The organism is Desulfitobacterium dehalogenans ATCC 51507 (genome assembly GCF_000243155.2).
Classification (GTDB): domain Bacteria; phylum Bacillota; class Desulfitobacteriia; order Desulfitobacteriales; family Desulfitobacteriaceae; genus Desulfitobacterium; species Desulfitobacterium dehalogenans.
Genome location: NC_018017.1, coordinates 3,363,670 through 3,382,522, shown reverse-complemented (window position 1 = coordinate 3,382,522; position 18,853 = coordinate 3,363,670). Strand labels below are relative to the sequence as shown.

At 46.8% G+C, this 18,853-nt stretch carries 18 protein-coding genes and 1 pseudogene; 17 read left to right on the top strand and 2 right to left on the bottom strand.

Annotated features, from left to right (window positions below; genetic code table 11):
• Position 1 precedes the first annotated feature (1 nt).
• From carA to DESDE_RS16350, 15 genes are all read left to right on the top strand, one after another.
• A complete protein-coding gene (gene carA, locus DESDE_RS16415; RefSeq protein ID WP_014795149.1) occupies positions 2-1,093 on the top strand; it encodes a glutamine-hydrolyzing carbamoyl-phosphate synthase small subunit in 1,092 nt (363 codons plus the stop codon).
• 37 nt (positions 1,094-1,130) lie between these two features.
• Positions 1,131-4,307 carry a carbamoyl-phosphate synthase large subunit gene (gene carB / locus DESDE_RS16410; protein ID WP_014795148.1) on the top strand — a complete coding sequence of 1,059 codons (3,177 nt, stop codon included), beginning with the start codon at positions 1,131-1,133 and terminating at the stop codon, positions 4,305-4,307.
• Positions 4,308-4,564: 257 nt separating this feature from the next.
• A complete protein-coding gene (locus tag DESDE_RS21935) occupies positions 4,565-4,774 on the top strand; it encodes a hypothetical protein (protein ID WP_083838568.1) in 210 nt (69 codons plus the stop codon).
• A 152-nt stretch (positions 4,775-4,926) separates the two neighbouring features.
• Positions 4,927-5,748, top strand: coding sequence for a dihydroorotate dehydrogenase electron transfer subunit (locus tag DESDE_RS16405; protein WP_014795147.1), 822 nt, complete (start codon positions 4,927-4,929; stop codon positions 5,746-5,748).
• Positions 5,735-6,664: a dihydroorotate dehydrogenase gene (locus tag DESDE_RS16400; RefSeq protein WP_014795146.1), complete on the top strand. Its 930-nt coding sequence runs from the start codon at positions 5,735-5,737 to the stop codon at positions 6,662-6,664. The genes DESDE_RS16405 and DESDE_RS16400 overlap by 14 nt, the downstream gene beginning before the upstream one ends.
• 72 nt (positions 6,665-6,736) lie before the next feature.
• On the top strand, positions 6,737-7,465 hold the full coding sequence (gene pyrF / locus DESDE_RS16395) for an orotidine-5'-phosphate decarboxylase (protein ID WP_014795145.1): 729 nt from the start codon (positions 6,737-6,739) through the stop codon (positions 7,463-7,465).
• Between the two features lie 51 nt (positions 7,466-7,516).
• Positions 7,517-8,122 carry an orotate phosphoribosyltransferase gene (gene pyrE / locus DESDE_RS16390; protein WP_014795144.1) on the top strand — a complete coding sequence of 202 codons (606 nt, stop codon included), beginning with the start codon at positions 7,517-7,519 and terminating at the stop codon, positions 8,120-8,122.
• A gap of 211 nt (positions 8,123-8,333) precedes the next feature.
• Positions 8,334-9,074: a CRISPR-associated endoribonuclease Cas6 gene (gene cas6, locus DESDE_RS16385; protein ID WP_014795143.1), complete on the top strand. Its 741-nt coding sequence runs from the start codon at positions 8,334-8,336 to the stop codon at positions 9,072-9,074.
• A 499-nt stretch (positions 9,075-9,573) separates the two neighbouring features.
• Positions 9,574-10,077, top strand: a complete 504-nt coding sequence (locus DESDE_RS16380) for an NUDIX hydrolase (RefSeq protein ID WP_014795142.1) — start codon at positions 9,574-9,576, stop codon at positions 10,075-10,077.
• A 282-nt stretch (positions 10,078-10,359) separates the two neighbouring features.
• A complete protein-coding gene (locus tag DESDE_RS16375) occupies positions 10,360-10,650 on the top strand; it encodes a nucleotidyltransferase family protein (protein ID WP_014795141.1) in 291 nt (96 codons plus the stop codon).
• Positions 10,647-10,901 (top strand): HepT-like ribonuclease domain-containing protein, encoded by a 255-nt coding sequence (locus tag DESDE_RS16370; RefSeq protein ID WP_014795140.1) that lies wholly within the window; start codon positions 10,647-10,649, stop codon positions 10,899-10,901. Before DESDE_RS16375 ends, DESDE_RS16370 begins: the two co-directional genes overlap by 4 nt.
• 562 nt (positions 10,902-11,463) lie before the next feature.
• The gene (locus DESDE_RS16365) at positions 11,464-12,306 is read left to right on the top strand and encodes a DUF3658 domain-containing protein (protein WP_242831268.1); all 843 of its coding nucleotides are present in this window, start codon (positions 11,464-11,466) and stop codon (positions 12,304-12,306) included.
• 1,419 nt (positions 12,307-13,725) lie between these two features.
• Positions 13,726-14,235, top strand: coding sequence for a GyrI-like domain-containing protein (locus DESDE_RS16360; protein WP_014795137.1), 510 nt, complete (start codon positions 13,726-13,728; stop codon positions 14,233-14,235).
• 134 nt (positions 14,236-14,369) lie between these two features.
• Positions 14,370-15,284: a GNAT family N-acetyltransferase gene (locus DESDE_RS16355; protein ID WP_014795136.1), complete on the top strand. Its 915-nt coding sequence runs from the start codon at positions 14,370-14,372 to the stop codon at positions 15,282-15,284.
• 32 nt (positions 15,285-15,316) lie between these two features.
• Complete coding sequence (locus DESDE_RS16350; RefSeq protein ID WP_014795135.1) at positions 15,317-15,763, top strand: aminoacyl-tRNA deacylase; 447 nt, start codon at positions 15,317-15,319, stop codon at positions 15,761-15,763.
• Between the two features lie 144 nt (positions 15,764-15,907).
• Here DESDE_RS16350 and DESDE_RS16345 read toward each other — a convergent pair.
• Positions 15,908-16,404: pseudogene (locus tag DESDE_RS16345) on the bottom strand (DUF2127 domain-containing protein).
• Positions 16,405-16,638: 234 nt separating this feature from the next.
• Here DESDE_RS16345 and DESDE_RS16340 point away from each other — a divergent pair.
• Both DESDE_RS16340 and DESDE_RS16335 read left to right on the top strand, forming a co-directional pair.
• The gene (locus DESDE_RS16340) at positions 16,639-17,229 is read left to right on the top strand and encodes a TetR/AcrR family transcriptional regulator (protein WP_014795134.1); all 591 of its coding nucleotides are present in this window, start codon (positions 16,639-16,641) and stop codon (positions 17,227-17,229) included.
• A gap of 117 nt (positions 17,230-17,346) precedes the next feature.
• Positions 17,347-17,601: a zinc ribbon domain-containing protein gene (locus DESDE_RS16335; protein WP_014795133.1), complete on the top strand. Its 255-nt coding sequence runs from the start codon at positions 17,347-17,349 to the stop codon at positions 17,599-17,601.
• Positions 17,602-17,942: 341 nt separating this feature from the next.
• On the opposite strand, the gene DESDE_RS16330 is transcribed toward DESDE_RS16335, so the two are convergent.
• Complete coding sequence (locus DESDE_RS16330) at positions 17,943-18,797, bottom strand: MerR family transcriptional regulator (RefSeq protein WP_014795132.1); 855 nt, start codon at positions 18,795-18,797, stop codon at positions 17,943-17,945.
• Positions 18,798-18,853: the final 56 nt, after the last annotated feature.

The window sequence follows — 18,853 nt, the reverse complement described above, 5'->3', positions numbered from 1 at the left end:
AATGGCGTTTCTTGTATTGCAAGATGGTACTACTTTTGAAGGTGAAGGATTCGGAGCCTGGCCGGCAGATAATACTATGGAGACCCAAGCAGGGGAAGTGGTGTTTAACACCTCCATGTCAGGGTATCAGGAAATGATCACGGATCTTTCCTGTACAGGTCAGATTCTTGTCCTGACTCATCCTCAGATCGGGAATTACGGATGGCATGATGAAGAAAATGAAGCAGATAAAATTCTTCTTAAAGGGTTGGTGGTTCGGGAGCTCTCCCAGGGAGAGGGCAGCGGACATAAGGATCGTTCCCTGGAAGAGTTTTGTAGACTGCATAAGATCTGGGGACTAAAAGGAATCGATACCCGGGCCTTGACCCGCCATATCCGCAACCAGGGCACCCTCCCGGGTGTCTTTGCCCAGACCCGGGAGCAAGGAATGAACTATTGGGGGGAGTATGCCGACAACCTCCAACATAGGGAGAAGGAGCCCCATTGGGTTTATCAGGCCACCATCAAAGAAAGTTATGAGATTCCGGGGAGTGGTCCCTATGTAGCGGTTCTCGATTGCGGGGGAAAGCGCAATATTCTCCGCACCCTGCAGCAGAGAGGATTAAGAATTCGTGTCTTTCCCGCCTGGAGCAGTGCGGAGGAGATTTTAGCCACCTCTCCCAAGGGAGTATTTATAAGCAATGGACCAGGAGACCCCAGCGGACTGTCCGAGATCATTCAGACTGCCCGAGCACTGCTTCCTGAGCTGCCGATGATGGGGATCTGCCTTGGTCATCAGATTCTAGCCTTAGCTGCCGGGGGAAAAACCTATAAACTGCCCTTTGGGCACCGGGGAGGGAATCATCCCGTCCAGGATCTGCGCACAGGCAAAACCACTATGACGGCTCAGAATCACGGCTATGCCGTTGCAGAGGATTCTTTGGCAGGGACAGGGTTCCAAGTCATTCTACGCAATTTGAATGATGGAACGGTAGAAGGGATGGAGCATACCCGGTATCCCATTTTCTCCGTTCAGTATCACCCGGAAGGAGCACCGGGGCCGGAAGAGAACAAAGAACTTTTCGAACGCTTTTTTGCCGCTGTCGGAGCTTGAACCGATATCTGAAGGACTTGGGAAAGGGGAGGAACGTATGAAGAATAAAAAATGGAATAAAGTGCTGGTGATCGGTTCCGGTCCTATCGTCATTGGGCAAGCCGCCGAATTTGATTATGCAGGAACCCAGGCTTGCCGGGCTTTGCAGGAAGAAGGGGTAGAGGTGGTTCTGGTGAATTCCAATCCGGCCACCATCATGACGGACCAGGAAGTGGCGGACCGGATCTATATCGAACCCCTGACCAGCGAATTTTTGGAGAGGATTATTGAAAGAGAACGGCCTGACGGCATCATTCCCACCATGGGGGGCCAAACCGGTCTGAATCTGGCCTTCCAGCTGGCGGAAAAAGGGATTCTGCAGCGCTGCGGAGTTCAGCTGATGGGAACCTCCCTGGAAAGCATCACGAAGGCAGAGGATCGGGAACATTTCCGCAGCCTGATGAGGGAGCTCGGGGAACCGGTTCCTCCTAGTGTCATCGTATCCGACCTGGAAGGAGCCCTCAGTTTTGCCGAGGAGATCGGGTATCCCGTGATCGTCCGCCCTGCTTATACCCTGGGAGGGACTGGGGGGGGCATTGCCCATCATCGGGAGGAGCTCAGGGAAATCTCCAAAAGCGGTTTGCAGGCCAGTCTCATTGGTCAGATTCTTGTGGAAAAAAGCGTGGCAGGCTGGAAAGAAATTGAATATGAAGTGTTAAGAGATGGGCAAGGGAATTGCATCACCATCTGCAATATGGAGAATATGGACCCGGTAGGGGTGCATACGGGGGACAGCATCGTTGTAGCTCCCTGTCAAACCCTTACAGACCGGGAGATTCAAGCCTTGCGCACTTCTGCCCGTAGAATCGTAGAAGCCTTGGGGATTGAAGGGGGATGCAATGTCCAATATGCCTTGCATCCGGAACGGTTGGAGTATGTGGTCATTGAAGTAAATCCCCGGCTGAGCCGCTCCAGTGCCCTGGCTTCCAAGGCGACGGGCTACCCCATTGCCAAAGTGGCCGCCAAGATCGCTCTGGGATATACCCTTCCGGAGCTGACTAATGCCGTCACCGGCAAAACCACCGCCTGCTTTGAACCGGCTTTGGATTATGTCGTGGTCAAAATCCCCCGCTGGCCTTTTGATAAATTCTCCGATGCCGACCGCCGTCTGGGAACCCAGATGAAAGCCACGGGTGAGGTCATGGGCCTGGGTCGGAATCTGGAGACCGCCCTGCAAAAGGCTGTCCGTTCTTTGGAGATCAAAGCCTTTGGCCTCCTTCTCCCGGAATTCCAGGAGCTCTCCGATGAAGAGATACTGGAGCGCTGCCGGAAGCCTGATGATCAATTGCTGTTTATTCTGGCGGAAGGGTTGAGAAGAGGGCTAAGCCTTGAACAGATCCAGCAGGCCAGCCGTTGGAATCTTTACTTCCTCACAGCCATTCAACGGATTGTCAGGATGAGTGAAACTCTGCAGTCCTCCCCTTGGGATGAGGATCTTTTGTTGAAAGCAAAGAGAATGGGCTTTGCGGATCGGGAGCTTGCTCGTCTCTGGCAGACCACGGAAAAAGAGATTTATGCCTACCGGCAGGAAAAAGGCCTGCACCCGGTCTTTAAAATGGTGGATACCTGTGCCGGTGAATTTGAGGCGTTAACACCCTACTTCTACTCCAGCTATGACCAGGAAAGCGAGGGGATACCCTCCAGGAACCGCAAGGTCGTGGTCTTAGGCTCCGGCCCCATTCGAATCGGGCAAGGGATTGAATTCGATTATTGCTCCGTTCACTCCGTCCTGGCCTTGAAAAAAGCCGGTGTGGAGACCATCATTATCAATAATAATCCGGAGACCGTCTCTACGGATTTTGATACAGCGGACCGTCTCTATTTTGAACCTTTAACCTTGGAGGATGTCTCAGCCGTCCTGGACCGGGAGCAGCCGGAGGGAGTCATCGTCCAATTCGGCGGCCAAACGGCTATCGGCCTGGCGAAGCCCTTAGCTGAGAGGGGATATAAGATCCTGGGCACCAGCATTGAAGATATCGATCGGGCTGAAGAGCGGGGGCAATTCGATGAGGTGCTTAGTACCATCGGCGCCAAGCGGCCGAAAGGGGGCCAGGCTTCTTCCTTGGCAGAGGCCAGGGAAGTGGCGGCCCGCATCGGCTACCCCCTGATGGTTCGTCCTTCCTTCGTCCTGGGAGGCCGAGCCATGGAGATTGTCTATTCCTCTTCCGAACTGGAAAAGGTAGTGAACCGAGCCATGGCGGATTTTCCCGGTCAGGAGTTATGGATGGACCAGTACCTGGTGGGGACGGAGGTAGAGGTGGATGCCATCTCCGATGGAAACAATGTCAGCCTGCCCGGAATTATGGAGCATCTGGAACGGGCCGGGGTACATTCAGGAGACTCCATCGCCGTCTACCCTCCCTTGACTTTATCCGAATCTTTAATCGAGCGGATTACCCTGCTAACTACGGAAATCGCACGGGCCTTGAATGTTGTAGGCCTTCTCAATATTCAATACGTTATCTTCCAGGATGAAGTGTATGTGATTGAGGTCAACCCCCGCTCCAGCCGTACGGTTCCCTTTATCAGCAAAGTGACCGGACTGCCCATTGTGGATTATGCCACCGATGTCATCCTCGGGAAGACTCTGACGGAATTAAAGCTGCCCTTAGGGTTGTGGCCTGTCCCGGAACGGGTGGCGGTAAAAGTCCCCGTGTTTTCCTTCTCCAAGCTGCACCGGGTGGAACCTTCCCTGGGCCCGGAGATGAAGTCCACCGGGGAAGTGATGGGAGTGGACCGGACCTATGAAAAAGCTCTCTACAAGGCCCTCTTGGCGGGAGGATTCAATATGTCCGCCCATGGCAGCTTACTGGTGACCTTAGCGGACCGGGATAAGCAGGAGGGCATTCCCTTAGTCAAGAAGTTTGCCGACCTGGGCTTCCGCATCTTAGCCACGGAAGGAACAGCGAACATCCTCCGGGAAGAGGGGATTCAGGTTGCCCCGGTGGCCAAGCTCCATCAAGGCTCCACGGAAATTACCGATGCCATCCGGCAGGGTGTGATTCAATGTGTCCTCAATACCACTACCCACAATAAAAAGCAGGAAAGCGACGGCTTTGCCATACGCCGTACGGCGGTGGAGCAGGGGATTCCCTGCTTTACAAGCTTGGATACGGCCTCAGCTTGGGTCCATGTGCTTAGGTCCTTTCTGCCTAGTTTGATGTCGCTTAAGTAAGGGTGGGGGGAGCTGGGGCAGTAAGGGTATGAAAAGCGTTGTCCGGGGCGGGTAGCTTTACGCACAACGCTCTCTCCATAGCTCCGGGGCTGGTCAACTCGCTTTCTTAACAGCTTCGCCAAACCTCTGGGTAATACCTGATGTGAACCGGTGGCTACGCTAAGTTAAGAAAGCTTCGTTGACTTGACCGCCCCTGCGCTAAATCCGTTCGCTTTTGTGCGTAAAGCTACGCTTGCGGGTCCCTTTTAGCTTTTGCTTTGGGTCTTTCTCAGAGTTCTGAAAAGATACTTGAAAAACCACCCAAGGATTTTGCTTTAAGGCAGAGAACGGATTCTAAGCGAGCAGGAAAGCAATCTTCGCGAAAAGACTGCAGCGGAGTCGGGTTGGAAACAGGACGTTTCCAACCGCCCATTGAGCAGGAGCGATTTGGGCGGGAACCCGACGCAGCGGAGGTCTTGAGCGATTAGATTGCTCCGCGCAGCTTACGGAGTGAACGCCGAAAGCAAAATCCTGGAGAGATTTAGCTTTCAATGCTTGCGGACTTTTTTCAAGAAAATAGTTTTTTAAAAATGGAAAACTGGATTCGGATGAGTAAAATGCCGGAAAGGATGGGATAGAAATGCTGGATAAGGCTCAAGTCGTTTCTCACCAAATCATGGGTGATCCTCGCTATAAGATCATGAAACTGGTTCTTCGGACCGGCATCGCCCGGGAAGGGCAGCCGGGACAATTCGTTCACGTACAGGTTTCTACAGGATTGGATCCTCTTTTGCGCCGCCCCATCAGTATTGCCGATATTGACAGGGAAGCCCGGGAACTGACCCTGCTCTATCGGATTAAGGGGAAGGGCACGGAGTTATTAGCCCAGGCAAGGGTGGGGGAAAGCTTAAGTCTGATGGGCCCTCTGGGTAATGGCTTTACCCTGCCTGAGCAAGGAGCGCTTATCCTGGTTGCCGGCGGGATCGGAGTCTTTCCTCTTCTCCCTTTAGCCAAAGCAGCGCGGAAGAAAAATATTCCTGTGCGTTTGTATTGGGGCGGGGAAGATGAAGGTTTCTTTACCGGTGCCGGGCTTGGGCTTTGGCAGGATGCCGGCGTCCCGGTTTTCCTGAGTTCGATGGACGGAAGTATCGGCACCAAGGGCAATGTTCTGGACCTCATCCGCAAGGATTCCGCAGGTTCGGGAACTGGCCAAGGGTCCGAGTCTTCAGTCGCTATCTGCGGTCCTCAGGTGATGATGAAGGCTGTCAGCGAGTACTTTTTGCAAAGCGGAGCCGCTGTGGAAGTTTCTCTGGAAGAACGGATGGGCTGTGCGGTAGGAGCTTGCTTGGGCTGTGTGTGCACCTTAAAGGATGAGATCGGCGGCAGGATTCGCAGAGGAAAGGTATGTCAGGATGGGCCAGTTTTCCAAGGGAAGGAGGTGCTCTGGGATGATGAACAATGAGATGGCAAAGGTCAATCTGGAAGTGAACTTAGGACCTTTAACCTTGAGAAATCCTGTGCTCACCTGTTCAGGTACTTACGGCTTCGGAGAAGAATATGCGCCCTATTGTCCCGTTGACAAATTGGGAGGAATTACTCTCAAGGGGCTTACCCCGGAGCCTCGTTTAGGGAATCCTTTACCGCGATTAGCGGAGACCCCGGCAGGAATGCTCAATTCGGTGGGTCTGGAAAACCCCGGCCTCGAAGAATTTCTCCACTCCTACCTTCCTAATGTTCGGGAGCTGCCCACGACAGTCATTGCCAATATTTCCGGATTTTCCTTACAGGACTATGAAATGATGGCCGGTGCTTTTCAATCCGGTTCGGGAATCGATGCCCTGGAAGTCAATATCTCCTGCCCCAATGTGAGGCATGGGGGAATGCATTTCGGCACCCATCCGGAGAGTGCGGAAGAAGTGATTGCCTTGGTCAAAGGGAAGACGGATCTCCCTGTCATTGCTAAGCTGTCCCCTAATGTGACGGATATTGTGGAGATGGCCAAAGCAGTGGAGCGGGGGGGCGCAGATATCATCTCCATGATCAACACTCTGCTTGGAATGAGCATTGATATTGAACGCCGCCGCCCTCTCTTGGCCAATAAGGTAGGCGGATTGTCGGGGCCAGCCATCCGCCCGGTGGCTGTGAGGATGGTGTGGCAGGTGGCTCAGGCTGTGGATATTCCCATCATCGGCATGGGAGGAATACTCACCTGGCAGGATGCTGTGGAATTTATGCTGGCAGGGGCCAAGGCAGTCAGCATCGGCACAGGGAATTTTGTGAATCCCCTTGCTCCCTTGGAAGTCATAGAGGGGATCGAGGAGTATTGCCGCCGTCAGGGCTTTGCTTCGGTGGAAGAAATAGTGGGGCTGGCTCTGTAGCATGGAGGATCGAAGATAGCCCTTTCATGTCGCGATGCAGGCAATTCTCAGATAAGAGAAAGGAAGATGGAAATGGAGCTGGAAAGAACGGTGTCGGAGTACAATAGGAAGGTCATGGTGGCCATGGATGTGGATAGCCGGGAGAAGGCTTTAGCCTTGGCCGACCAAATTCAGGGGAGCGGCTGCTGGCTTAAAGTGGGGATGGAGCTCTATAATGCTGCAGGAGCCGGCATTATCCGGGACCTGAAGGAGAAAGGCTTCCCCATCTTCTTGGACCTGAAGCTCCATGATATCCCCAATACCGTGGAAAGTGCCGTGCGGGTTCTGGCCGGGTATGGTGCCGATATGCTTACCATCCACTGCAGCGGTGGTTATGATATGATGGCCCGGGCGGTCCAGGCCACTCATGAAGTTAAGAAGCAAAGGAACGCCGAAGAACGGATGAAGATCATCGGCATTACGGTCTTGACCAGTCTTGATGAAGAGAGACTGCAGAAGGACCTGGGGGTGGGCAGAACCTTACAGGATCAGGTAGTCGCTTTGGCTGAACTGGGGCAAAAGGCAGGTATTGACGGGGTGGTGGCCTCAGCTCAGGAAAGCTCAATCCTCCGCCAACATTCAGGGCCGGACTTCTTGGTCATTACTCCGGGGATTCGCCCCAAAGGCAGTGAAACTCATGATCAGGCCCGTACCCTTACCCCCAGGGAAGCTTTGGAGGCCGGAAGCTCCTATCTGGTGGTGGGCAGACCCATTACCCAGGCGCCGGATCCGCGGCAGGCTTTGGAACAGCTTTGGAATTAGGGCTTTATATAGAAATGTACAGTGCATTGGTTGGAAAGGAGTTTATGATCTATGACAGTATCGAATACATCCCTATCCCCGGAAGAGGTTTTAAACCTATTCAAAGAAAGTGAAGCCTTATTGGAAGGGCATTTTCGACTGACCTCAGGGAGACATAGCCGTCAATATATGCAATGCGCCAAAGTTCTGCAATATCCTCATCATGCAGCCCGCTTGGGAGAAGCGTTAGCGGAGTCCTTCCGGGACCAGGGGATTGACCTGGTGATCGGGCCGGCAATGGGAGGGATTTTGGTCGCTCATGAAGTGGGCAAAGCTTTAGGAACCATGGCCATTTTTACCGAGCGGGAGAATGGAGAAATGAAACTGCGGCGGGGATTTGAACTCCAACCGGGTATGAAGGTCCTCGTGGTGGAAGATGTGATCACTACCGGAGGATCGGTCCGGGAGGTTATAGAGGTGGTCAAATCCTATGGGGCAGAACCCGTGGGAGTGGGAGTGCTTGTGAATCGGAGCGGTGGAAAAGCTGACTTCGGAGTACCCTTGGCCTCCTTGCTGGAGATTGAAATTGAATCCTTCGACCCTGAAAGCTGCCCTCTTTGTGCCCAGGGGATTCCGGCTATCAAGCCGGGAAGCCGGGCTGTGCCGACGGGGAAATAAGAGCTTTTCCATTGGATTAGTCGAGATTTTTAATACACTATAAATGCTCTCCTTGAGGCAGCCGGTTTTTTATGACCTGTCTACCTAAGGAGAGCATACTTATTTAAGGCGGTCTTCCCGAAAAGAGGAGTGAGGGCTCCGGTGTCAAATAGTATACATAGAGGTTTTACAATCAGGGCGATACTGAAGAAGCATGGGAAGAGGAAGGAAAATGAATTTAGAGATTTATTTTAAACCTTTGCGGGAACCGGTTGTGTTGCCAATTCATTATAATTATTTGGTACAAGCAGCGTTATACAATTCCATTGACCAGGAACTAGCGGCCTTTTTGCATGAAAAAGGCTATAGCGACGGAACCCGCGCATTTAAGCTGTTTTGTTTTTCTTTAATACAAGGTACGTACCAAATGGATAGGGTGAAAAAAACCATTGCCTTTGAAGGAGAGATAAAGCTTACAGTATCATCTCCTTTACAAGATTTTTGTCAGTCATTGGTCAATGTCTTGCTTACCAAAGGGGTTATGCGTTTAGGTGCACAGGAACTGGAGATTGATAGGATAAATGTTCGCCAATATGAGGTGCGGCAAAATAAAGTAATGGTTAGAACACTTTCCCCGGTAGTATTATACAGTACGCTCCTTAGACCGGATGGCAGAAAATATACGGTGTATTTCCAACCGGGGGAGACGGATTATACCCGTTTATTCAATGAAAATCTTCGCAAGAAATATCGGGCTCTTTATGGAACTGGAGAACCAGAAGGGGAGGTGGAGATCAGACCTATTGGAACGCAAAGGATGAAGATTATAAATTATAAGAACACGGTAATTAAAGGTTATGCCGGTAAGCTGCTTTTAATTGGGCCAAAAGAGTTGCTTCAGCTGGCCGTTGATGGAGGAATAGGAAGTAAGAACAGTCAGGGGTTCGGATGTGTGGAGGTTCTAGACGGTTAATAAAAATGTCGTCGATGTGCAATAAGGTAAAAAAGCCTGGAGAGCGACGACAGGAGATAGGGCTTAATAAGCGGCCTGAGGCAAAAATGCTAATTTATAGAACTTTAGACGCTTGCCGTAATTGCTGATTTTATGCGGGTAAAATGGGTTTTTAGCTTACCTATGAGGAATTGAAACGACAGTCTCTTTGGGACTACGATATTAATTCGGCCTATCGTTTTTAGCTTACCTATGAGGAATTGAAACAATCGATATTTTTCAACATCCGTTACTCTATATTGGTTTTTAGCTTACCTATAAGGAATGAAACATGGAGTATCATAGTAACACCATCTAAAGCTTTTTATTTACTGATAGAGGTAGGATTACCGTAATGCCTGCGGTAATCCCTCCGGGGTGAAAAAAATGGCGCATGGATATTGTGGTAAAAAGGTGTTCTACGACAGGCTAAGATTAATATTAGGATTTTGAGCAAAGATTTGGGGTATGGGGGATTCTTATGGAGTTATTGGCTAAACCAGGTGTTGGTGGAATCATTGAGCACACTTTGAATGAAGTTCATTATATTTTACTTCAAGAGCGATATAAAGATGATGCCCCATTAGAATCAGGCATGATAGAAATCCCGGCTGGCAAGATTCGCGAATTCGAAAATATCTTTGATTGCTTAAGACGTGAAATATTTGAAGAGACCGGCCTTGAGGTAACGGAAATTGAAGGGGAACATGAATCAATTATCATAGAAATGAATGGCTATAAAGTAGTGACCTATACACCTTTTGCGTGTTCTCAAAATATTAAGGGTGATTACCCGATAATGGTAGAGACATTTATATGCAGAGTGCAAGGAAATATTATTACTCAAAGTAATGAAACAAAGAATGTTCGCTGGGTTTCGCTTGAAACTTTGAAAGAAATGATGTTGAAACACGAGGGCTGTTTTTATCCTATGCATATAACAACTTTAAAGAGATACATAATTTACAGGGAATCGCGGAGATAGTTTATTACTGTGAAAAGGAATAACTAAATTCTTATGTATTGTGTTACCGCCCGTCGTATAACACGAAGATTCCCGCGAGGGTGCGGTTAAGAGAGTTTATCGGGTGAGCCGCACCACATGTCCTCTGTTACAAGACTTGCAGTTTGGGGTTGTTAAGGAGAAGCAAGTCTTGCGCCAGCCCTGCGGGACGGACACGTCGGGAATCCCGGGGACGTTATACGATAGCCCAAAGGGTTTATTGTTATGGAAAAATACGGTATAATATGCTTGGGGGTGATAATAATGCAAGTGATTAACTATATTATGGCGAAGCGTGACCAAATTGTATCAATCGCATCTCACTACAAATTTTCTAATGTTAGACTATTTGGCTCAGTACTTAGAGAAGAAGAGAAGGCAGAAAGTGATATAGACTTTTTGGTTGAGTGTAGCGATGATTGTTCTTTATTTGATCTTATTTCACTTAAATATGATCTTGAGGAGATCCTAGGAAGAAAGATAGATGTTGTCACTCAGGATTCTATTCATTGGACATTAAAAGACAAGATTTTTCAGGAGGCTAGGCCTATATGAAAGATGACAAGGTCTTTCTTCACAATATTCTGGAGAGCATCATAAAGATTGAAACATATACGAACTCAGGAAAAGACAAATTCATGACATCAGGAATTATCCAGGATGCGGTTATTCGAAATCTTGAAATTATTGGGGAAGCGACAAAAAGAATTTCGCAAGAACTTAAAGAACAAACCCCTGAAATCCCATGGAGACAAATGGCTGGCCTTCGTGATGTATTAATACATGACTACATGGGGATTGCCTAAAAATTGTATGGAATGTGGTACAAAATGAGTTGCCACAGATCAAAATAAATATTATAGAACTACTGGATTAAGCACTGGACAACTTTGTTCAGTGCATGTTCGCATTTAGGGCTGGGCAATCGTATAACAGCGAATTCCCTAAAGCTGAGAGGATATGAATGTAGTAACCAGACTTCGGGAATTCACGAAACGTAGGTGAAATCACAATACACTAATACTCAAGACTACAAAGGATTCTCTGCCTAAATATGTCAGGTGACCGAGCTTATGTAGATCTCGATGACGTTGCATGTATTTTAGATGCAAGAAGGTTAAGTCAGCCGGGGCAAAAAAGTTGAAAAAATAACTATTTACGGAGGTTCGGGAAAGGCAATATGTACCCTGAAAGATTAACCTAAGTGCACTGGGAAAACTAAATAAAGTTGTTGCAGCCCTGGAGTAAAGCATGATTAAGTTCTCTGAGTATTTCCTTGGGATTAGCTTTAACATAGATAAGGAGGATTTTATGATTGAGCTCGCTTTTAGTCAAAGTTCTGCCGGCGGGCTAAAAATAGCAAAATAAATGAAACAGGAAGATCATATAAGCAACGCGTCCTTCGTTCTTGGTGCCACCGGGAAAGAACGGCAAGAAGCAAGGAAGACACATAATTGCGCTGGCATAGCTATAGAAGGCAGTCCGATGGATATAGAGGCGCTGACCCTTGCTTTGGATATTGGCGATATTTCGGATATGGATACTGGCGTGAACGTGCACCAAAAGCTGCTTGACGAGCTGTTTGCAGAGTTCCCCGGAGTGCCTGACGGAATAGGGGAAACCAATAAGCATGCTTTGGTACGGCTTCAGGAAGTGAAAGCGACGCAGGAGCCTATCCGTATGTGGGTCTGTGCCAGTAATCCGGAGGAATTATGCGGGTTGTATTATGCCTGTCATTTGTTGGTCGATGCCCTGGCCCCTCTTTCTGTTGTGCGTGTACCGGAGCAAATTGAAAAAGATAATGGTATTATCAGCTATCACAGCACAAGAGATATAGTCCCGGAAGCATTCGGTGCTTACACTGCCTGTGAGGAACCTATAAGCGAATTGCGCCGCAGGGTCTATGCAAATACCTGGGTGGGCTTGGTCCATGAAAATGCCCCGCTGCGTGCTGTAATTAACGGAAGCCTCATGGGTCTACCTAAAGATTTTTATGATTTTGCGTTGCGGGCTAACATGCCTGACGGAAAATTCAAGGTTGCCCAGTTAATTGGTAAAACATTAGGGCAAATTCCGGGTGTCGGAGACAGGTGGCTATTCCTACGGGTAAAAGCTATGCTGGAATCAGGGGAATTAATTAGGGTTTCAGCGGCAACAGAAGATTATCCCTATTCAGAAGTTGTAAAACGAAACTTTGCATATCGGCAATAACATATCTACTGACAAAGAAACCACCGCCTATTCGATGACTTTCGGTTTCATCAGAGATTGATCGCGGTTGTGACTGCGTTAAAAAGTGCGAAATACATCTTTTATAGTCGCCATGATGCTCACCTCACCTTATGGTTACCCTCTATAGTTAGTTAAATATGCTCCGGAATCGGAACAAAGAAAGGTATAATGTTGCGGGGACAAAATAGACGTAGACTTTTTTGGGATTTCTGAACTCAAACCCGGCTTTATCTATCGATCATAAGATTAAAATGGAATAGAATAGGTGCCAGAGGATGATTCAGTTGTTATAAATATGTTATTATATGTTAAGAACGGCACGCTACTTGGAGTAGAAAACAATAGGGTCGGAGAAAGGGAGAAACTCTAATCATTTAAAATTGTCGTCGATGTGCAGTAAGGTAAAAATACCCGGGGACCGACAACAAGGGATATGGCTTAACCAAGCGTTTTGTGGAGAAATAACTTTTTTTGGATTTGTTGTGCCTAGCCATGACTACTGATTTTGTGCGGGTGAAATGGGTTCTTAGCTTACCTATAAGGAATTGAAACGTAAATCAACATGTTTTATGGACTTAGTATCAATGGTTCTTAGCTTACCTATAAGGAATTGAAACTGGTGTGAAGAATATGAAGATAACAGGAGAAGAACGTTCTTAGCTTACCTATAAGGAATTAAAACTCCAGTTGCCGCTTTAATCGGCCATTTGTGACATGTTGAAATCATATAACGAAGTAAGAAAGCCTATTGATCTGCTGCTAGAACATTTGGTAGCCATGGCATCCAAACTAAATAGCTAAAGAGAATTCCTCTACTTAATGTTCCGCTTGACAATTACATACTGGAATCTTAGGCTGTTTCTAACCAGCGATCTAAAAAGGACGTAGTAAGCCGACGCCGTAAACCCACAGGACGTTAGCTGAGATGGCTAAGTAAAATTTTGGAGTGCGATATATTGCGAATAATGAAAGCAGTCATTGATTGCATACTCTGATGAGTCAGGAAATACTGGGTTAAATATCTTCGATTTAGCTTAACCCTTTTTCTGGACAGGAACAATTCTATCGGAAGTAGATATTGACTCACAAAATAAACAGGTTTTTGAAGAATGTGTAATGCTTTAGGAGGTTGTTGGGGCATGGTTTAGTCTTCAATATCCTAAGTATAGGCCCATCAGTAAAAAAATGTACATTTACTGAGATAACGGGACTTAGTTTTGAAGAATGAGTTAAAACAAGAACACTATTTTGAAATATCTGGGACTAATGATGATTTGGTAAGTCTTAGCCCAACTCAAGTAATTAGTAGGGTGGTACAGGACCATGAAGTAGAGTTATAACTCGCTATACAACCCTTTATCAATTAAGCAGTGATTTCATAACAAGGGAGGACAAAAAATGGCTGGTAAGAAAGGCATTCCGGTTTTGATCGAAAAAGAGGGACAATTAATGGCGGTCGTTAGTACAAAGGGGGATCCCAACGAGGTAATGGAAAAGGCCATGCAAGCACTATTTGGTTCGGTCTACGGGTTGAAGTTTCAACTGAAGAAACAAGGGATTGAGTTTAAAGTAGGGAAGTTAATTGGCCGGTGGCCAGATGCTCATTTGGTGCCTAAAGACCAGTGGACTGGAATATGGGGACTACCGGTTCCTCAAGGAACAACAGAATTGCCCCAAAAAAGTGCGGAGTTCCCAGTTCGATTGGAACATTGGGATTATGGTACAGTAGCCGAGATTCTACATATTGGTCCATACACAGAGGAAGGGCCTACTATACAAACATTACACACCTTTATTGAAGAAAGCGGATACGAAATTGTCGGTGTTCATGAGGAGGAGTACCTAACAAAACCGACCTCAAAAGTGGTGAAAACGGTAATTCGTTATCCGGTTAAGCAAAAATCTTAAGCGGCTGGGCATTTTATAATTTGACAATCCATAATGCGGCATTCACGAAACTAGAGGAAGATGCATGTTGCTAGGATGCTTCGTGAATACCTAGAACGTAGTTTGAAATCACTTAGATGAACAGGAGTTGTACTATGAGTGAGATAATTATCAGAAACCTAAGCGAGGAATCGATGGAAGAAACAGTGAAATTTATCTCATCCTGTCAGACTGTTGATGAGAGTTTTATTGCATGGCTTGGCTATTCACCTGAAGAAATCAAATCACAACTAATGAACATTACTCCATCGTTTACAGAAAGTTGTTTGATAGCCATAGACAGAGGCGTAATCTGTGGTTTCTTAGGAATTTATGTATCGGAAGAACAGTCTGTCCTTAGATTATTGGGGCCGTATGTTTCCACGCAAAAAAGCTGGACTGAGATTGCTTTAAAGCTGTTATCTGTCTTTAAGGCTAAAATACCAAAAAATATTAATCTGGCAAAGGTAGCTTTTTATGATGCAAATGTGAACTGCAAACGAGTGTATGAAGCAAACTATTTTAATGTATATAATGCAGAAAAGACTTTGATAATGGATAAAAAAAGTTTGATTAGTGCATTAGAAGTGAGCAGTCAGAAGATAAATGTTCGTTATTATAAATCAAGTGATTTTGACGATTTTATTAAACTCCATCCTAGAACCGCCTATTTTACCGGGCCAGAGGTAATTAGTAGGTTAAACCAGTATAATCAGTTGATTGTAGCTGAGGCGGACAATCATGTAATTGGATATGTTTATTTCGAAATGCTTATATCGGATGGATATGCAGAAATCTGTTTCTTAAATGTTTCTTCTGAATTTAGAAGCAGGGGAATCGGTTCACAATTAATTAACCGAGTGATCATAGAAGCATTTAAATATGATTGGGTTAACCACATTCAGATATCAGTTCGTGTGAACAACAAAGAGGCAGAGCGACTCTATACTAGAATAGGTTTTGAAGAGAAAAACGTAATAATAGCCTTACAAAGGGATTTGAAAGTATACCCTTGGGGCGATTTTACATAATAGAGTATTCCCGACAAAGGAGGGAGTGACTGGTGGAAAATTTGCAGGCACTACTTAAAGAAACTAACGTTCCATTTGAATTGATCAATCATGATATAGAAATCCGTACTGCCCAGGAAGGGGCTGCATATTTCAAAATTAACGTTGGACAAACTGCACCAACACTAATACTCAAGACCGACAAAGGCTTCTTTGCCTTAATTATGTCAGGTGACCGAGCTCATGTAGATCTCGATGAAGTTGCGAGGATTTTAGGATGCAAGAAGGTCAAGTTAGCCGGGGCAAGAGAAGTTGAAAAAGTAACTGGTTGTACCGTAGGAAGTGTCTCAATGGTGGGACATAATTTACCTTGTATCATTGATAAGCGATTATTTCAATACTCCAACATTTACGGAGGTTCAGGAAAGGCAACATGTACCTTGAAAATTAACCCAAATGCACTGGGAAAGCTAAATAAAATTGTTGCAACCCTGGAGTAAAGCATGATTAAGTTCACAGAATAGTTCTGGAAAGTAGTCGGCGATTTAGATTACAGATTTGAGACTATCAGACGCATGAATAATCATGATCTGAAGCATTACCCGGAAGATGAAGTCCGGAGGGGCTTATTGCTCTTCCGGACTTCATCTTGCTGACTTGATTCTTTTATATTCAAAATAAGTTAAGACAATCATGATAGCATCAAAAAGAGAAAGCAGTATGAGAAAAATAGACTGAGTAAACGTATAACGGTATATCTGATAAGCTATAAAAAGAATTAGAGAGGTGATAGTAAGCGGATACGCCCACAACTTTCTACGCCACAGCAAAAAAACCAGAATGCACTTTATAAGCCCATGAGACACAAGTAAAACACAGTAAAATGCTGCGCACTTACCGAAAAATTGTTACTTAAGCTAAGCAGAAAATTAGCTACCCTATCCCTTGGATCTTCCAATAACTCATGCTTAGTCAAAAAATGCGCTAAGAAATTCAGTCTACCCGGTGTGAGAAATAACATGAACACTCCACCAATGATCTCCGCCAATCCATGAATGCCTTTTAGAAGCAGCCCGATTTCAAAGCTTACATGAACTATATCTTTTTGCCTGTAAACATGGTTTTTCATTGATACCTCCATTTTGGTGGTAGTATTTGCCGTAAAGTACTTATTTATAACGGAACCTTTCCTGTATTAATTCGATTCCGTTCACAAATAAATAGCATCCCTGTAGGATTTAGAGGCGCTTATGAAATCCTGCTATGCTAATTACATCGGGATAGACAAACGAATTTCTGTCATGCCTAATATTGACAGGTAAAAAGGCAAGGAATATAATGACTTTAGAATCAATGACTTTGGAGTCAATAAAATATGAAAAAAAGCAACCGTCAACTGCAAAAAGAGCAGACGAAAGAGACCCTTTTAAACGCGGCGTACCAGCTATTCTCCAAGCAGGGCATCATGAATACCCGTATGTCCGACATTGCCCAGGCGGCAGGAGTATCTCACGGTACGGTATTCGCTCATTTTCAGACCCAGGAAATGCTGATCACGGAAGTGATCGAAACCTATGGAGAGAAAATTGCCCTGCATACTCATGAGGCGGCAAGTACCTGTGAGCATATGGAAGAACTCCTGGCAGCACATTTGACCGGAATTGGGGAATTCGAACTCTTTTATACCAGGCTGGTAATCGAAAACCGATTGTTGCCGCCTGGGGCAAGGGATGTTTGGATTTCCATTCAGTCCGCTATCTCTTTTCACTTCAGTCAGGTTGCTCAGCGGGAAATAGGGACGGGTCAAAGTATCGACCTTCCCCTTTACTTCCTCTTCAATACCTGGATAGGGTTGGTCCATCATTATTTGGCCAACGGAGATTTGTTTGCCCCGGAAGGCAATGTGGTCGGCCGTTACGGTGATACTTTGGTGGATAATTATGTGAAGATGATTCGCAGGGGATAAGGGTGAGGAAGGCGGGTGGGGCCTTGTACGATCTCATTCAGGTCGTGCCCACCCCTCGGTTCCCGCTTTGGAAGCAATAAATGTTTAACTGAGGAAGTTGAGTAAGGAGGATTGACGATGAAAACCTGTATTGCCTGCGGTATGCCCATGACGAAAGCCGCCGACTATGCTTTAGGAGACGAGAACAAAGAGTACTGCCTCTATTGCGCAAGGCCCGACGGCTCGATGCAGTCTTATCCGGAGAAAGTGGAGGGGATGACTGATTTTCTTACCCGCACTCAAGGTCTGGACAAAGAAGCGGCCCGGCAGATGGCTATCCGTACCCTGGCCAAACTCCCAGCATGGAAAGATCGGGAAATAACCTCTTGTTAGACCGGATGGGCTTGCAAGGACATTCCAAACCCCGTGTTTTAGACAGACACGGGGTTTGGTGTGCAAGACGGTAGAAAAAGAATTTCATCGTTTCATTCTCTTACGCGTAGCTTTGATCAAAAAATCATCCAATTTGCTTATATACCCGGCATGCACATGAGGATCGGGTTTCTCTTTTTGTGGAGGTTTAAGGTAAAGGATTATGTGAAAAAAATTAAAAAAATAAGTCAGATTAACTTTTCAAATAATAATGTTTGAACGAAGCAAAACATGACGCCAAAGAAAATTTGTTAATAAACAGACTAAATAAAGATCTCTCTGTACTCAATACTCCTATGGCTTCAGGCCTGGGCTAGTGTTTCCTCCAGTTTACCTGCCTCCGCCAGCGGGTTGCTTTTGGGATCCACGCGCACCCATACCAGCAAGTAGAAAAGGGGTCCCTTTTCGGTGCGGTCAATATACAGCAGCCGCCCACCCGTGCAGCTTGCAAAGACATACCCCTGCGCCTCCGCGTATTCCAGCAGAGGGGAGATGTCCTGCGGGCTCAGCGAGAAGAGGTCCCGCGTGGTGATACAGGTGCGGATGAAGCGGCCTCCGGGCTGGTAGTAGGAGCGGCCGCCCAGAGGAAGCTGGAATTTTTCTACATAATGGATGAGTGCGCCCAAGCCAATCTGGATGTCGTAAAGATCTAGCCCTTTTCTGCTGTTCAGTTCCTCCAGCGGTATGGTCGCGGACACATAGGTAAAGGGAAACTGCTTCACCCACTGCTCCATTCCGCGGTTCGGGAGAAAGCCCTCTTTTCGGTTAATCGTGGCCACCGCCCAGGTTGGCGGACCTTCGAATTCCTCCACCTTATTCAGAATCCGCACGCCGCAGCTTGCGTAGATCCGGGTTTCATGCATGCGTGAAAGTTCAAGACGAATCATCTCCATATCACGCTTCAACTCCGCTTCCCGGTCTGCCAAAAGCTTGTTGTACTCGCCGATGCTGTCGTAGGAATCCCGTATGGATTCAAGCTGCATACCATAGGTGCGCATTTCCCTGGTCAGCAGCGCCGTAAGTGCATCGTTTACAGTGTAGTCGTAATATCCGTTTTCCCTCACCTTCGGATTCAGCAGTCCGATCTCCCGGTAATGCCGGATGGTTTCCGGCGTTACGCCAATGCAATCCGCAAATTTTCGAATGGTGACTTTCATGAATATTTTCACCTCCGGGTATTGACTCTGTGGTCGCCCCATAGTATACCATGAAT

What these genes read in the sequence shown, in the direction of transcription:
- carA (WP_014795149.1), top strand. Translation starts at nt 2, where the DNA reads ATGGCGTTTCTTGTATTGCAAGATGGTACTACTTTTGAAGGTGAAGGA.
- carB (WP_014795148.1), top strand. Translation starts at nt 1,131, where the DNA reads ATGAAGAATAAAAAATGGAATAAAGTGCTGGTGATCGGTTCCGGTCCT.
- DESDE_RS16405 (WP_014795147.1), top strand. Translation starts at nt 4,927, where the DNA reads ATGCTGGATAAGGCTCAAGTCGTTTCTCACCAAATCATGGGTGATCCT.
- DESDE_RS16400 (WP_014795146.1), top strand. Translation starts at nt 5,735, where the DNA reads ATGATGAACAATGAGATGGCAAAGGTCAATCTGGAAGTGAACTTAGGA.
- pyrF (WP_014795145.1), top strand. Translation starts at nt 6,737, where the DNA reads ATGGAGCTGGAAAGAACGGTGTCGGAGTACAATAGGAAGGTCATGGTG.
- pyrE (WP_014795144.1), top strand. Translation starts at nt 7,517, where the DNA reads ATGACAGTATCGAATACATCCCTATCCCCGGAAGAGGTTTTAAACCTA.
- cas6 (WP_014795143.1), top strand. Translation starts at nt 8,334, where the DNA reads ATGAATTTAGAGATTTATTTTAAACCTTTGCGGGAACCGGTTGTGTTG.
- DESDE_RS16380 (WP_014795142.1), top strand. Translation starts at nt 9,574, where the DNA reads ATGGAGTTATTGGCTAAACCAGGTGTTGGTGGAATCATTGAGCACACT.
- DESDE_RS16375 (WP_014795141.1), top strand. Translation starts at nt 10,360, where the DNA reads ATGCAAGTGATTAACTATATTATGGCGAAGCGTGACCAAATTGTATCA.
- DESDE_RS16370 (WP_014795140.1), top strand. Translation starts at nt 10,647, where the DNA reads ATGAAAGATGACAAGGTCTTTCTTCACAATATTCTGGAGAGCATCATA.
- DESDE_RS16365 (WP_242831268.1), top strand. Translation starts at nt 11,464, where the DNA reads ATGAAACAGGAAGATCATATAAGCAACGCGTCCTTCGTTCTTGGTGCC.
- DESDE_RS16360 (WP_014795137.1), top strand. Translation starts at nt 13,726, where the DNA reads ATGGCTGGTAAGAAAGGCATTCCGGTTTTGATCGAAAAAGAGGGACAA.
- DESDE_RS16355 (WP_014795136.1), top strand. Translation starts at nt 14,370, where the DNA reads ATGAGTGAGATAATTATCAGAAACCTAAGCGAGGAATCGATGGAAGAA.
- DESDE_RS16340 (WP_014795134.1), top strand. Translation starts at nt 16,639, where the DNA reads ATGAAAAAAAGCAACCGTCAACTGCAAAAAGAGCAGACGAAAGAGACC.
- DESDE_RS16335 (WP_014795133.1), top strand. Translation starts at nt 17,347, where the DNA reads ATGAAAACCTGTATTGCCTGCGGTATGCCCATGACGAAAGCCGCCGAC.
- DESDE_RS16330 (WP_014795132.1), bottom strand. Translation starts at nt 18,797, where the DNA reads ATGAAAGTCACCATTCGAAAATTTGCGGATTGCATTGGCGTAACGCCG.